At 27.0% G+C, this 14,558-nt stretch carries 12 protein-coding genes; 1 reads left to right on the forward strand and 11 read right to left on the reverse strand.

All coding sequences use genetic code 11. The annotated features are described in order from the left end of the window. Positions 1-53 precede the first annotated feature (53 nt). Positions 54-794 carry a FadR/GntR family transcriptional regulator gene (locus ACYUE0_RS10855; protein WP_061996523.1) on the forward strand — a complete coding sequence of 247 codons (741 nt, stop codon included), beginning with the start codon at positions 54-56 and terminating at the stop codon, positions 792-794. A gap of 260 nt (positions 795-1,054) precedes the next feature. On the opposite strand, the gene ACYUE0_RS10860 is transcribed toward ACYUE0_RS10855, so the two are convergent. The 11 genes from ACYUE0_RS10860 to ACYUE0_RS10910 form a co-directional block, all read right to left on the reverse strand. Further along, positions 1,055-1,993 carry an AEC family transporter gene (locus tag ACYUE0_RS10860; protein WP_061996984.1) on the reverse strand — a complete coding sequence of 313 codons (939 nt, stop codon included), beginning with the start codon at positions 1,991-1,993 and terminating at the stop codon, positions 1,055-1,057. Positions 1,994-2,232: 239 nt separating this feature from the next. Next, the gene (locus ACYUE0_RS10865) at positions 2,233-2,595 is read right to left on the reverse strand and encodes a DUF1667 domain-containing protein (RefSeq protein WP_460270535.1); all 363 of its coding nucleotides are present in this window, start codon (positions 2,593-2,595) and stop codon (positions 2,233-2,235) included. Then, a complete protein-coding gene (locus ACYUE0_RS10870; protein WP_460270537.1) occupies positions 2,595-3,833 on the reverse strand; it encodes an NAD(P)/FAD-dependent oxidoreductase in 1,239 nt (412 codons plus the stop codon). Before ACYUE0_RS10870 ends, ACYUE0_RS10865 begins: the two co-directional genes overlap by 1 nt. Further along, entirely contained in the window at positions 3,833-5,296 is a 1,464-nt protein-coding gene (locus ACYUE0_RS10875) for an FAD-dependent oxidoreductase (RefSeq protein ID WP_460270539.1), read from the reverse strand. Before ACYUE0_RS10875 ends, ACYUE0_RS10870 begins: the two co-directional genes overlap by 1 nt. Positions 5,297-5,818: 522 nt before the next feature. After that, positions 5,819-6,142, reverse strand: coding sequence for a MazG-like family protein (locus ACYUE0_RS10880; protein WP_216451014.1), 324 nt, complete (start codon positions 6,140-6,142; stop codon positions 5,819-5,821). A 167-nt stretch (positions 6,143-6,309) separates the two neighbouring features. Next, positions 6,310-7,386, reverse strand: a complete 1,077-nt coding sequence (rsgA, locus tag ACYUE0_RS10885; RefSeq protein ID WP_460270541.1) for a ribosome small subunit-dependent GTPase A — start codon at positions 7,384-7,386, stop codon at positions 6,310-6,312. Positions 7,387-7,844: 458 nt separating this feature from the next. After that, positions 7,845-8,327, reverse strand: coding sequence for an NUDIX hydrolase (locus ACYUE0_RS10890; RefSeq protein ID WP_460270543.1), 483 nt, complete (start codon positions 8,325-8,327; stop codon positions 7,845-7,847). 253 nt (positions 8,328-8,580) lie between these two features. Further along, positions 8,581-10,299 carry a methyl-accepting chemotaxis protein gene (locus ACYUE0_RS10895; RefSeq protein ID WP_460270545.1) on the reverse strand — a complete coding sequence of 573 codons (1,719 nt, stop codon included), beginning with the start codon at positions 10,297-10,299 and terminating at the stop codon, positions 8,581-8,583. A gap of 336 nt (positions 10,300-10,635) precedes the next feature. Continuing rightward, complete coding sequence (locus ACYUE0_RS10900) at positions 10,636-12,354, reverse strand: HAMP domain-containing methyl-accepting chemotaxis protein (RefSeq protein ID WP_460270546.1); 1,719 nt, start codon at positions 12,352-12,354, stop codon at positions 10,636-10,638. A 479-nt stretch (positions 12,355-12,833) separates the two neighbouring features. Continuing rightward, positions 12,834-13,385 carry a GNAT family N-acetyltransferase gene (locus ACYUE0_RS10905; RefSeq protein ID WP_460270547.1) on the reverse strand — a complete coding sequence of 184 codons (552 nt, stop codon included), beginning with the start codon at positions 13,383-13,385 and terminating at the stop codon, positions 12,834-12,836. A 71-nt stretch (positions 13,386-13,456) separates the two neighbouring features. Next, on the reverse strand, positions 13,457-14,452 hold the full coding sequence (locus tag ACYUE0_RS10910; RefSeq protein ID WP_460270548.1) for a S66 family peptidase: 996 nt from the start codon (positions 14,450-14,452) through the stop codon (positions 13,457-13,459). Between the last annotated feature and the right edge of the window lie 106 nt (positions 14,453-14,558).

Genomic DNA, 14,558 nt, shown 5'->3' on the forward strand with positions numbered 1-14,558 from the left:
AATGAATATAGAGACAAAATGAGTCTACAAAATATATTATCTTGAGGTGAATTATGAATAAAATAAATATAAAGCCAGTAAAAAATAAAAAAGCATATTTTCAAATAATTGAAACATTCATTAATTTAATAATTAGTAATCAACTTGAATATGGAGAAAGATTATATAATGAATCAGAACTAATGGAAATTCTAAATGTAAGTCGTCCAACTTTACGTGAAGCATTAAGAGTTATGGAGTTTTTAGGAATTGTAATTGTATCACCTAGAAAAGGAATTGCAATTAGTGATCCTAAAAATAATAATTATTACTTGCCATTAACATATATTCTAGCTTTTGAAAAAACAAGTAATACAGATCTTTTTGAACTTAGAATGGCTATTGAATTAGAAATGGTTGGACTAGCTAGCCAAAGAGCCACAGAAGAAGATTTTGCTAAACTAAAAAAAATTTCTGATGACCTAATCAATCTTGACAGAGGTGATATTAAAAACTTTACTAGACTGGACCAGCTATTTCATATAACAATTTTGAACTGTGCTAAAAATGAGTTATGCTCTAAACTAATGAATACTCTTAATACACTTATATATGAGCAATTAGAACAAATACATATGGCTTTAACTAATAATGATAGAAATAACACTATAGAAAAGCATCATGCTATATATGAAGCTCTTATAATTAGAAATGAAGATTTAGCTAGAAAAGCTATGCGCGATCATCTTAATCATGCCTATAGTGTAACTAAAGAGCTTCCTAGTGTTTTCCATACTGCGCTCTTAGGAAATTAATACTTAAATAAATTTAATATAAGCTTAATAAAAACTAACTTGATATATTCTTCCTTCTAAAGGAAATAAAGTGAAGTATTGCTACTTCACTTTATTTCCCTATATTATATTTAACGTTTAAAATTTCTATTTGTTTTTATAGGTTATCAAAATACCATATTAATTTATGTATTTTAATTTTTACATACATATAGAATGGAATTTATACTGAAAAACATTTTATTATTTATTAATAAATTAAAATTTATTTCTACATATATTTATTGAAGAAGTATTTTATATATAGGAATTATAAATAAACTCAATACAGTAGATATTGTAATCATAATAGCTGCATATTGATAATCTGCATCATATGATTTTGATACTATTGCTGTATTAGTCATTACTGGCATTGCTGCTTGTATAATGAATACTTTTGCCATAAGACTTTGCAATGGGAAAAATTTACACAAACCTACTACTAGTAAAGGTGAAATTATAAACCTTCCTAATAAAACTCCCCATACATCTTTATCAAAACGTATTCCTTTTAAGTTTATATAAAACATTGTATTACCTATAAATAACATTGATAAAGGTGTAGTTAAATTACCTAAATATTTACAAGTATCCATTACAAATTTAGGCACAGGAACTGCTAACATAATTAATATTATAGCCACTATAAACCCCATTAAAGGTGGTGAGAATATTCTTTTTAGAGTATTCATTGATAAAAATCCTTGCGCCTCTCCACCACCATCTTTACTTATTTCAAAAACACCTATAGTCCAAAAGAAAGTCGTGTTAGCTATATAATATAATAAAACATAAGGTACACTTTCTGAACCAAATAAAGCTAAATTAACCGGCAATCCTATAAATATAGTATTAGATACAAAGAACATAGATAAAAATGTTCCTCTTCTTTTAGGCGTAATATTAAATACTTTTATAAATATCTTACCTATCAGATAAGTAAGAGCTATAGAAAGAAATGGTACTATTAAACCTTTTCCTAAACTTAAAAGCTTTGCTCTATCAAAGTCCGACATAAGATTATTAATCATCAAAGCTGGTAACGATACATTTATAACAACTTTTGAAAATAATTTTGCTCCTGCTTTATCTATCCATTCTTTTTTTGTCAAAATATATCCAATAGCTATCATTATAATAATGCTAAATATACTGCCAAAAGCAGTTAAAAGTTCCATAACAATCCCCCTTAGTAACTTACTTGGAATTATGCCGCAATTAAAATTTTATTTTTTCAAATTATAAAATACAATTTTTATTACTTATGTCATTAATAATTTAAAATATTTCTATACTCTAATACGGCTTCCTTATATAAGTGCTTCTTATGTCTAAATAATATAAATTAAAATTAATATTTTACTTTTATTCCCCGTTTAATTTAGACATAAGAATCACCTAATTTAGTCATAATTAATTATTTCCCGTCTACAATTTTTGTAGCAATAATATCTGAGTCAAGACCTAATATATTTTTAATAAGTACTTGATTAATTTTCACAGGTGCCTCAACTTCTTTATTTTTAATTTCTGACATAACGTCAAATATTTTATCTTTTGGAATTGCTTTTGTTGTTCTTACACTGACAAGTTGTGCTTCACCATTATTTACTTTAATTAATGATGCAATTGTTCTTTTTGGATCTTTTATTTCTTGTGTAACATAAGCCTCTCCTCTTTTACATAAAGCCCCGCTTACATTTTTTATATCTTTTCCTTCTAAATCTACACATAATTCACATCCGTTAGGACAAATTATGCAGGTCATTTCTTTTTTCATTATATTGCCACCACCTTAATATCTTCTTTACCAACAATTTCTTCTTTTTTTAGTGTTATGTGTATCATCTCAGCTGGATTTAATTTTTTAAGTTTTTTAACTTTAATAACGTTTTCACCTTGTTTAATTTCTATTGCTCCATCTCTTGAAGGTCTGCTTACTCTTAAAGAGATTTCTACATCCTTCTCACCACTTATTCTTTGTGGAACTACATTATTAATAGTTATATCACCTTTTATTGAAATTTTACTTTCTTTTTCTTTTTCATCTATTATATATTTTGATGCTGATTCTGCTAATTTTTCACCTTCATTAGATACAAAGTCGACTAAGTCGTGTACATGAAGTACATTGCCTGCAGCATAAATTCCTTCAACATTGGTTTGTAAATTTTCATCTACAATTGGTCCTTTTGTTCTTTCATCAAGCTCTACCCCAGCTTTAAGAGATAACTCATTTTCCGGAATAAGGCCAACTGATAATATTAATGTATCACATTCATATTCCTTTTCTGAACCTTTTATAACTTGTCCTTTTTCATCTACTTTGCTTACAGTTACTGCCTTTAATCTTTCTTTTCCTTTTATATTTGTCACTGTATGACTTAAATATAATGGAATGTCATAATCATTTAAGCATTGTTGTATGTTTCTTGGAAGACCACTAGGATATGGCAATTTTTCTATTACTGCAAGTACATTTGCCCCTTCCAAAGTAAGTCTTCTTGCCATTATAAGTCCTATATCTCCAGAACCTAATATTACTACTTTCTTTCCTACCATAATATTTTTTAAATTCATATAACTTTGTGCTACCCCTGCTGTAAATACACCTGCTGGTCTTGTTCCTGGTATACTGATTGCTCCTCTTGTTCTTTCTCTGCAACCCATTGATAGAATAACTACTTTAGCTTTATATTTTTTTAATCCATTTCTTGTAGCTGCTACAACTTCCTTATTATTAGTAAGATTTATTACAGTAGCTTCTGTTTCTATTTCTATATTTGCTTTTTCTACTAATTCTACAAATCTATTTGCATATTCTGGTCCACTAAGTGCTTCATTAAATCTTACAAGTCCAAAACCATCATGGATACATTGTCTTAATATTCCACCAGGTCTTTTTTCCCTTTCTAGTATTAATATATCTTCTACACCTTTTTCTTTTAGTTTTAAAGCTGCGGCAAGTCCTGCTGGTCCTGCTCCAATGATAATTGCATCTTTTAATATTGCTTCCATTATCTCACCTTCCTTAAAAACATTTGTCCATTATCTCTTGAATAAGTTACTTCATTTACATTTTTGTTTTTTTCTCTCATAATAATTTCTGCAATTCTAGTTTGACAATAACCGCCTTGACATCTTCCCATCATAGCTCTTGTTCTATATTTAATTCCAGTTACTGTTTCTACTCCTAGTGGATTTTTAACAGCTTGCATTATTTCTGCTTTAGTAACTGTTTCACATCTACAAATAATTTCACCATAATCTGGATTTTCCTTTATAAGCTCAGCTTGTTTTTCTTCACATTGCTCTGAAAATCTTACTATTCCTTTTCTTATAGGATTGAAATCTTTATTTTCCTTTAAAGCCTCTTTATTTTTTATTTTTTCAACTACACATCTTGCAATAGGTACCGCAGAAGTTAAACCTGGAGATTCAATTCCTACTAAATTAATTACATTTGGTATTTCTTCTCTCTCTTCAATTACAAAATCTGCATATCCACCTTTTTCTTTACTAACTAATTTTGGTCTAATACCTGAGAAATTTCTAATAAAATGTTCTCTTTTTATTTGTGGTAATATCTTTTTCCCTTCTCTTACAAGCATGTCCATAACTTCTTCAGTTGCCGAATAGTTATCGTTTTCATCAATGTACTGAGCACTTGGTCCAATAAATACATTACCATGAATTGAAGGAGTAAGATGTATTCCAAGTCCACCTTCCTTCTTATTTGGAACTGGATACGCTGGTATTTCTAAATACTTTCCAGCTTTTTGATCTAAAATAAAGTATTCTCCTCTACATGGATATATTGTATAATCTGTAACACCAACCATTCTAGCTACTTTATCTGAATTTAATCCAGCACTATTAATTACCCATTTACTATAGTATGTTTCTTTACTTGTTGTAATTTCATAACATTCTTCTTTTCTTTCTATATTAGTTACTTCTCTTCCTAGATAAAAATCTACACCATTTTCACATGCATTTTCCGCTAATGCAATAGTATATATAAATGGATCTAGGATTCCTGTCATTGGAGAATATAACGCTGCTTTCCCCTCTACATTTGGTGCTAATTCTTTAATTCTTTTTTCAGAGACAATCTCTAATCCTGGCACACCATTTTTGTCTCCTTTTTCTTTTAATTCTTTTAATACCTCTATATCTTCGTCTGTAAAACCAGTTACTAATTTACCAGTTCTTTTAAAAGGTATGTTAAGTTCTTTTGCCACTTTATCAAATCCTAAATTACCTTCTACACAAAATTTTGCCATAAGTGATCCCGGTCTATTGTTAAAACCAGCATGAAGAACTCCACTGTTTCTACCACTTGTTTCACATACCACATCTAATTCTTTTTCTAATACTCCTACCTTTAATTCATACCTTGAAAGTTCTCTTGCAATTGCACTGCCAACTACTCCTGATCCAATAACCATCACATCATATTGTTTTTTTGTCACTTTCATCACCTCTTCCTATAGCCTTGAAACTTTATCATGCTATATATCTTAAAATTTATATAGCTTAAACCTAGAAAACTAGATTCAAATTTGTTTCACTATATGTTCCCTCAAAATTAAAAATTAAGTTTAATTAGTATACTGAATTAACTTAATTTAATTTTAATCATTTCCGAATATTTTGTCAATTAAAATTCAAAATATTTAATCAATTTTCTTTTTTTATATAGTTTTATATACAATATAATTTATTTTTCTATTTTAATTGACAAAAAAAACCTTAGGTATCTTATCTATTCCTAAAGGTTTTAGATTTATAATAAACTTTTGTATTTAACTTATTTATGATTTTATTACAATAAATGTATTTCAAATATAGGTTCCAAGTTGATTTTTTTCCATCTCAAAACTTTAATAACCAAAATAGTGAGACATTCCTTAAATCACTTAGAACCCAACACTGTATCTTGCTTAAAAATATTTTAAGGTTATTAAATAAATTTGAACTTGTTTCTCTATACATATAAATTAAAGTGATTTTTTAGATTTTTCCTCCCACTTATTTATTTTTTTTAAGTATAAATTTCTTATAAAATTATTATCTAAATTTCCATCACTTACATGACTTATCAAAGAACTAGCCACTATAATAACATCTAAACATTCTTCAATAACATCTTCTCTACCTTTTTTCTTATATCCACATCCACAAACATTACAATAGCTTAAAATTGCCTCTGACACCTCTCCAACTTCTTCTGAAAGTTTAAGTGCTCTTTCTACTAAAGTTTTCTTATCTAGTTTCGTAAGTTCTTCTATCTTTTCAAAGTTCAAGTTTATTGTTTTTTCCATAATAACCTCCCATTAAAGTAATAATTGTGATTTAATTTTAACATAAAATCAAATCACAATTATTTGTATTTACTATAGACCACACACTACTTATACATAAAAAGGCTAATGCAAAACTAACTTTCATTAATTAGTTTTGCACTAGCTCCTTTTTTAACTATATAATCTTATCTTGTATTTCTTAATTTATTTTTTTTATTATTTTTTAATTCACATTTACTTTTAAATATTAAATTATTTTTTTGTTTTTTTAGTTCTTTTCCTTTTGTATTATTATATTCTAATTCTTTTTGAAGCTTTTTATAACTTTTAAATCGACTTTCATCTAAAGTCCCATTTTCTATAGCCTCTCTAATTGCACATTTAGGTTCATTCTTATGAGTACAATTTGAAAATTTACACATTGCAATTAGTTCTTCTATATCGCTAAAAGATCTATTTAAATCTGCTGCCACTACTCCAAGTTCTCTCATACCAGGAGTATCTATTATTATTCCTCCATTTGGTATTATTAACATTTGTCTATATGTTGTAGTGTGTTTTCCTCTATCATTTTCATCAACTTCGTTAGTTTTTAATTCATCAATTCCTATAATTTTATTTATAAGTGTGGATTTACCTACCCCTGATGAACCTATAAAAGCTATTGTTTTACCATTTTCAACATAAGATTTTATAGTTTTATACCCTTCTTCATTAATGCTAGTTGTAACTAATATATCACATTGATTAACTACTGATTTAACTTGCATAATTTTATTAACTAAGTCATCACACAAATCAGACTTAGTTAATACAATAACAGGCTCTGCACCACTATTCCATGCAGTAACTACATATCTTTCTAATTTTCTAAGGTTAAAATCATTGTTTAATGCCATACAAATAAATATTTTATCTATGTTGGCCGCTACTATTTGTGCATCGTATGATGTTCCAGCTATTTTTCTTTCAAAATAACTTTTTCTTTTTAATACATGATGTATTATTCCATTTCCACAGCTATCATTTTTCCTATCTACTAGAACCCAATCTCCTACTACTGGATAATCAGCATTGTCAAAGGATGAATAGGAAAATTTTCCGGAAACTTTCGCCTTAATTTCACCGTCCTCAGTAATAACTTTATATAAATTCTTATGCTGAACAGAAACTCTTCCAATATATAAATTTTTATCATATGTTTTAGCTTCACTTATATATTTTTCATTTAATCCTATATCTTTTAAACTTACAATATTCATTTTTTATCCTCCATAATATAGGAGGTATAATCTTATTAATCAGACATATCCTCCCCTTTAATTAAAACTTTTAAATTTAAGTTGTTCACTCTTTTCATCATAAACATCACGTCCTTTCAACAAGATTTAATTTTTTATTTATAAAGTATATTTTTAAATAGCAATTCATTTTGTATAAAAATATTTTAAAGTTATTAAATAAAATTAAATTTTAGTTTGCTTCTCTATATTAATAATATTCTTTTATAAATATTTTGTATATATTATTCATATATTCAATAAATTAACTTTTTGAAAACAATAAATTCTATTAAAAAGTACACACTTTATACTATTAAGCGATAGGTTTTTAAGACAATTTCAAGATTAACATTATATTAATAATTGACAACTTATTTTAGGTAAAATTTAATAGTAATTTATTCTGAGTTATAATAAGTATTATTTTTTATTTACTTTTAAATATACCTTTCACCTTTAACACTATAAACTGGTTTAGTTTCATATGCCCTATATATAACTTTGCCATCAAACTCTAGCATATCTCTTGCTCTATCTTTTAAATTTTCTTTTTCTATGATTTGTAAAACATTTTCTTTTTTAAACCAACCTACTTCTATGCTTTCATCACTTGTATGTAAATCTCCTCCTACATACCTACCAATAAAATTTAATATAACCTTTGTAGGAGTGTAACTTACACCATCCCATCCCATATAACTTTGAACATTTGAATATACACCAACTAAACTTTCAATATTTGTAATAGCACCTGACTCTTCTTCTATTTCTCTTTTTAGAGCCTCTATCAAATCCTCGCCATTTTCAACTTGTCCACCTGGGAATTCCCATCCGCCCCTTGGATTTTTTACTAAAAGTATTTTTTCATCATCATTAGTTATTAGTCCAGCAACAGCAACAATATGTGTTGGAAAGTTCATTTCATAATCCTCCATATTTTATTCATTTTACATTATTATACACATATTTATCCACTTTTTTTGTAGAAATTTGTACTCTCTATTACAACTTTTATTATTCTTTATATAAAATTTTTTTATTTTTTACATTTTACTTAATATCTTAATTATATTCTAAACAGCATAAAAAATAACTAGAAAAATATATTTTCTCTAGCTATTTTTATATCGTTTATCCCTCATACAAATTTTATTTATGATTTATTATATTTTGTTAATCTAACTTAAATTGTTCTACTACCTTTATTAACTTTAATGCTACTTCTGAATTTTTATTAGTTTCAACAGATATGCTATCATTTTGGTTATTTACCATTGAAATACTTTCAGCTATTTCAGTGGAAGAAGCTGAAACTTGTGCTACTGACGTTGATACTTCTTCCATACTTCTAGCTATTTCTTCCACAGAATATGAAACTTCTTCTGATGATTTAACAAAAATTTCTACCAATTCTCTTATAGTATCCCCATCTTTTGTATACTCAACACTAGTATTTATTAGTTCAGTATAATCTTTTAACACCTGTTTTTCTATAAATGTTAGGACATCTGTAGAAGATGTTGAAAGATCTTCTACTGCAACTAATACTTTGCTAACATTTTCTTGTATTTCAGCAACAGCATGAGATGACTCTTCTGCTAATTTACGAACTTCTTCTGCAACAACAGCAAATCCTTTTCCATGTTCCCCTGCACGAGCAGCTTCTATAGCAGCATTTAATGCTAAAAGGTTTGTTTGTTCAGATATACTCAAAATAGTATTTGACATATCTAAAATGTTTTGAACTACCTTGGAATTTTCTATAGCTTCTCCAAGCTTTTCTTTTGATAACTTGTATATTTTTTCTGCATTTTCTTTTGATTTAGAAGAATTTTTATTTATACTCTCTGCTTTTTTTTGTATATTTGCAACTATACTTAATCCTTCCTTTGCTTTACTAGTAGAATCATCTGAATTTGATTTAACAGTACTTGCCATAGCTGTTACTTCTTGCACCGCCGCTGATGATTGTTCCATTCCTGCAGATATTTCTTCAGTAGCTGCTGATACCTGTTGTACCTGAGCATAAACATCACTAAACATATCACCAGTAATTCTAACATTTTCTTCTATACTTTCACTTTCACTACGAACAGATATCATAGAATTTTTCAATTTATTAACTGCATTGTTAATAGCATTTATAGTTTGTCCTATTTCATCATCTGAGTAGGACTTAATTTTTATGCTTAAATCACCTTCTGCTAATTTTTCTGTAGCCTCTACCACTTCTTTCATTTGATCTTTAATACTTTTTAAAATCAAATATGTAAATATAACTCCCAAAATTACTCCTAATGCAGATAAACTCATAGTTAAATTTCTAACTTTCTCCATGCTATCATTAGCTTCAGTTGCTGCTATCTTACTCATATCCTCTATAGAAGTAATAGCCTTTCCTACATCTTCCTTCCACTTATTACTCGGTTCCTCTAGTGAAATTATAATTTTTTCTAATTCAGCTGAACTTACATTTGTTCTCATTCCTTCTTCAACTGCTTTATTTATTGCTATTATGGCTGTTTCTCCATCTTTTTTAACCTGTTCCATAATAGTTTTTCCTTTTTCAGTCTCCATAATACTTACAAGTTCATTTTCTGATTCCATATACTTACTTATATTTTCATCTATATTTTTCTTTTGTTCATTCATATAATTCATATTTTTACTGACACACAAATTTCTTATAGCTAATCCAATATTATTTATATCTCCTCTCATATCTGTAGCAATATTTTGTTTTTTACTATTTACATCTACTATAAGATGTAATGATTTATCTACACCTTTTAGTTTTAAGATAACGGTACTAGATATTAGAGCCATTAAAACTATAACTACTCCAAATCCTAATATAAGTTTGTTAGATAATTTAACTTTTTTTAAATTCATAATTTTCCTCCTGTGTTTAAGAGATTACAAGTAAAATAAAAGTTTTTAATGTCTTCTTTATTACATACAATTAAAATTTTATAATACTTAATTAAAATGCATCCTTATTAATTAATCTACATTTTAACCATTATTTTACTTATAATCTTCAAATTACTTCTTTACCTATGTATAATATTTTCGTTGTCAAATTATAAATCTTAACATACTTATGAATTTATAATTAATTTATATAAATTTTCTTGTTGTAAAATAAAAATAGTTAAGAAATACAGTTATATTTCTTAACTATTTTAAAATTATTGAATAAATTTAACTTTAAGTTTATCCCTTATGTTATTCTAATTTGAATTGTTCAACGGTTTTAGACAATCTTGATGCTACTTCTAAGTTTTTATCAGTTTCACTAGATATCATATCATTTTTATTATTTACCATTGAAATGCTTTCTGCTATTTCTGTAGAAGAAGCTGTAACTTGTGCCACAGATGAAGATACTTCCTCCATACTTTTTGCTATTTCATCTACTGAATAGGAAACATCCTCTGATGATTTTGCAAGTGTCTCTACTAATTTTTTTATAGTATCCCCATCTCTTTTATATTCAACGCTAGTATTTATTAACTCAGCATAATCTTTTAATACTTCTTTTTCTATGAATGCTAAAACATCTTGTGAAGAATTTGAAAGATCTTCTACTGCAACTAGAACCTTATTAACATTTTCCTGTATATCTGCAACGGCATAAGATGATTCCTCTGCTAATTTACGTACTTCTTCTGCAACAACAGCAAATCCTTTTCCATGTTCACCTGCACGGGCAGCTTCTATAGCAGCATTTAATGCTAAAAGATTTGTTTGTTCTGATATTCCTAAAATAGCATTAGACATATCTAAAATATTTTGAACTACTTTTGCATTATCTATAGCTTTTCCAAGTCTTTCTTTTGATAATTCATATATTTTCTCTGTATTTTCTTTTGATTTAGACGAGTTTTTATTTATAACTTCTGCTTTTTTCTGTATATTTAACGCTAAATCTAACCCTTCTTTAGCTTTATTAGTAGAATCATCTGCATTTAATTTAACAGTATTAGCCATAGCTGTAACTTCTTGCACTGCTGCTGATGATTGTTCCATTCCTGCAGATATTTCTTCTGTTGCAGCTGACACCTGTTGTACTTCAGCATACACTTCACTAAACAATTCATTAGTGGCTTTAGCACTTTCAGTTATAGAACTACTTTCATTTTTTACTGATATCATTGTGTTTTTTAATTTTTTAATAGCATTATTTAGAGCATTGACAGTTTGTCCTACCTCATCCTTAGAATAAGAATTTATACTTGCCATTAAATCTCCATCTGCCATCTTTTCAGCAGCTTCTGCAACTTCTCTCATTTGCTGTTTTATAGTTAATAAAATTATATATCCAAAACCAATTCCTAATAATACAGCTATAGTAGTTAATATTATTGTTATATTTATAAGATTATCCATAGCTTCATCTGATTTTTTAGCAGCCTCATTATTAAAAGTAGTCATTAAGTCAACCATTTTTTCAATATCTGCCTTCCACTCATTCCCATTTTCTTCGATATTTGAAATTATTTTTTCAATTTCTACACCAGTTATATTTTTTCTCATACCTTCTTTAACTGAACTATTTATTAAAGATAGCTCTTTCTCTCGAGATTGTTTAATTTCTTCTACTACTTTTTTTCCCTCTCTAGTTGTAACTGTTTTTTCAAGTTCAGATTCTAGTTTCATATATTTATTTATATTATCATCTATTGTCTTTTTTTGTTTTTGCATAAATTCGTCGCTATTGCTAATACATAAATTTCTTATGGCTATTGAAATATTATTTGAACACGCTCTCATATTAGTAGCAGTTTCTTGCTTTTCAGTATTGGTAACCGTTATTTCTGTCAAAGATTTCTTTACATTATTTAACTTAAATATAGTTATTAAAGAAATCATAGTCATTAAAATTAAAATTACTCCAAAACCTATAATAAGTTTGTTTGATAATTTAATCTTTTTCAAATTCATAAATTCTCCCCCTAATGTGTATAAAAATATATAAAAACAAGCAAATTATAAAAATTTTATGTTTACACTATTATTTATATGTAAATTAAATATTTTATTATATAAAATCACCTCCTAATTTATATTTTTACTCGAAAGTTTAAATTATAAGACAGAGCCAAAATAAAATTTCATTACATTTTATGAGTAAACTATTATTTATCATACTTATTTTAATTATCTATAGGGTTCCAAGTTGACTTTTAAAATTATCCATTCCAAAACTTGGATACCCCAAATAGTGAGACCTGCTCTGAATCGCTTAGAATTCAACACTACATTTTGTATGAAAATATTTTAAAGTTATTGAATAAATTTAAATTCGAGCTTGTTTCCCTATACAATGTTTCAAGTTGATTTTTAAAATTACTAAATAAATTTAAATGAAATTTTGTTTCCCTATATGTCTCTAATTTAATATTATAAAATTCTACATATGTTTAGTAAACATTTTCACACTCTTTTTTTAACTTCCACAAAACTAAAAACTCTTTTTCCCCTTCATCATTAATTTCTATAGTTTCTTTATACTTTTTAAAGCCATTCTTTTTTAAAACCTTATGTGATGAAACATTGTCTTTATCGGTGTCAGCAATACTGTTTTTAACTTTAGAATTTTTAAAAATCCACTGTTTTAGTTTCATTACACTCTCTGTCATATATCCTTTGTTTTGATAATAATCATTTATTCCATATCCTATTATTACTTCACCAAATTCATTTGGTTCTCCTTTTATCATAATTCCACCAATTATTTTATTTTCCTCTTTTAAGACAATTATCCAATTTGTTTCCCATAAATAATTATCAATATTTTTCAAAACATTGTCATATGTAATCTTATGAGCAGTTCTAAGTGGTTCTTCAATAATAGTATTTGTTATTGTAAGTCCTAAATTTTCTTCCATTTTATCAGTATCTTCTAAATACAATTTATAATTTTTAATGTCTAATGGTATTAATCTCAATCTTTCTGTATTTATTTCAAACATTCTTATCACCCATTTTTTAATTAACCCTATTTTCTAACTATTATTTAATCAAATATTTAATCAAAACCTTCTTATTTCTCAAAACAATTAGAAATTATTTTTATTTTTCCATTATCCCCATCCAATTCTATAATTGCACCTATTGGTAATGTAACCATAGGGTGTGTATGACAACAATCAAATTCTGCAATAAATGGCACATTACATTCTCCCATAACTTCTAGTAATATTTCATATGGTTTCTTATTACTTCCCATATCATCAAATAGTTCGTGCTTACCTAATATAATTCCTGCAATTTTGTCAAATACTCTATTTAACTTTAATAATGAAAAACTTCTTTCTATAGTAGCTGCGTCCTTTAATGAGTCTTCTATAAAAAGAATATCTCCTTTTTTTATAGAAGGCATATATTCACTTCCCCATATACCTTGAATTGTATTTAAATTTCCACCTATTAATCTTCCACTAACCTTACCTTTACAAATAGTTAAAACTTCGTTTTTTCTTTCCTCTTTTCCTCTATTTTGGCTTTTCCAATCAATAAATTCATCACTCCAAAATTTAGGAGTAGGTATTTCATAAGGTATTATAAAATCCTCAACTAAAACTTCTTTAAAATATTTATAAGTATAATCTACAAAGGGTGGAAACTCTCCAAAAGATGCAACTAATGCTGGTCCATAAAATGTACTTATTCCAGTTTTTGCATATATTGCTAAAAGTATAGCCGTAACATCCGAATATCCTATAATAATCTTAGGATCTTTTTTTAAAGCCTCATAATCTATATAAGGTAAAATGGAATTTGAATTCATTCCACCTATAGTTGACATTATGCATTTTACTTTAGGATTCCTAATTAATTCATTTAATTCTTCAGCTCTTTCTTTAATGCTTCCAGACCTATAATAATCACATTTCCCTGTTAATTTTCCCTCTATTATTTTAAAACCTTTATTTTCTAAAAATCTCTTACCTTTTTCAAATCTATTAGGTACTAAATAGGTTATAGGCGATGATGGTGAAAATATTCCTATACTATCACCAATTTCTAATTTTTTCATACTATATTCTCCTTTCAACACTAATAATTGGTTTTAAATACTCTAATTAATATATATCTCTTTATCCTCATCTGTTAATGATAAATATGATAAAACACTATATACC

The organism is Clostridium sp. CTA-19, from assembly GCF_054767855.1.

Coding starts and splice junctions, on each gene's coding strand:
- ACYUE0_RS10860 (WP_061996984.1), bottom strand. CDS start 1,993: ATGGAACTTTTAACTGCTTTTGGCAGTATATTTAGCATTATTATAATG.
- ACYUE0_RS10895 (WP_460270545.1), bottom strand. CDS start 10,299: ATGAATTTAAAAAAAGTTAAATTATCTAACAAACTTATATTAGGATTT.
- ACYUE0_RS10865 (WP_460270535.1), bottom strand. CDS start 2,595: ATGAAAAAAGAAATGACCTGCATAATTTGTCCTAACGGATGTGAATTA.
- ACYUE0_RS10905 (WP_460270547.1), bottom strand. CDS start 13,385: ATGTTTGAAATAAATACAGAAAGATTGAGATTAATACCATTAGACATT.
- ACYUE0_RS10855 (WP_061996523.1), top strand. CDS start 54: ATGAATAAAATAAATATAAAGCCAGTAAAAAATAAAAAAGCATATTTT.
- ACYUE0_RS10900 (WP_460270546.1), bottom strand. CDS start 12,354: ATGAATTTGAAAAAGATTAAATTATCAAACAAACTTATTATAGGTTTT.
- ACYUE0_RS10910 (WP_460270548.1), bottom strand. CDS start 14,452: ATGAAAAAATTAGAAATTGGTGATAGTATAGGAATATTTTCACCATCA.
- rsgA (WP_460270541.1), bottom strand. CDS start 7,386: ATGAATATTGTAAGTTTAAAAGATATAGGATTAAATGAAAAATATATA.
- ACYUE0_RS10875 (WP_460270539.1), bottom strand. CDS start 5,296: ATGAAAGTGACAAAAAAACAATATGATGTGATGGTTATTGGATCAGGA.
- ACYUE0_RS10870 (WP_460270537.1), bottom strand. CDS start 3,833: ATGGAAGCAATATTAAAAGATGCAATTATCATTGGAGCAGGACCAGCA.
- ACYUE0_RS10880 (WP_216451014.1), bottom strand. CDS start 6,142: ATGGAAAAAACAATAAACTTGAACTTTGAAAAGATAGAAGAACTTACG.
- ACYUE0_RS10890 (WP_460270543.1), bottom strand. CDS start 8,327: ATGAACTTTCCAACACATATTGTTGCTGTTGCTGGACTAATAACTAAT.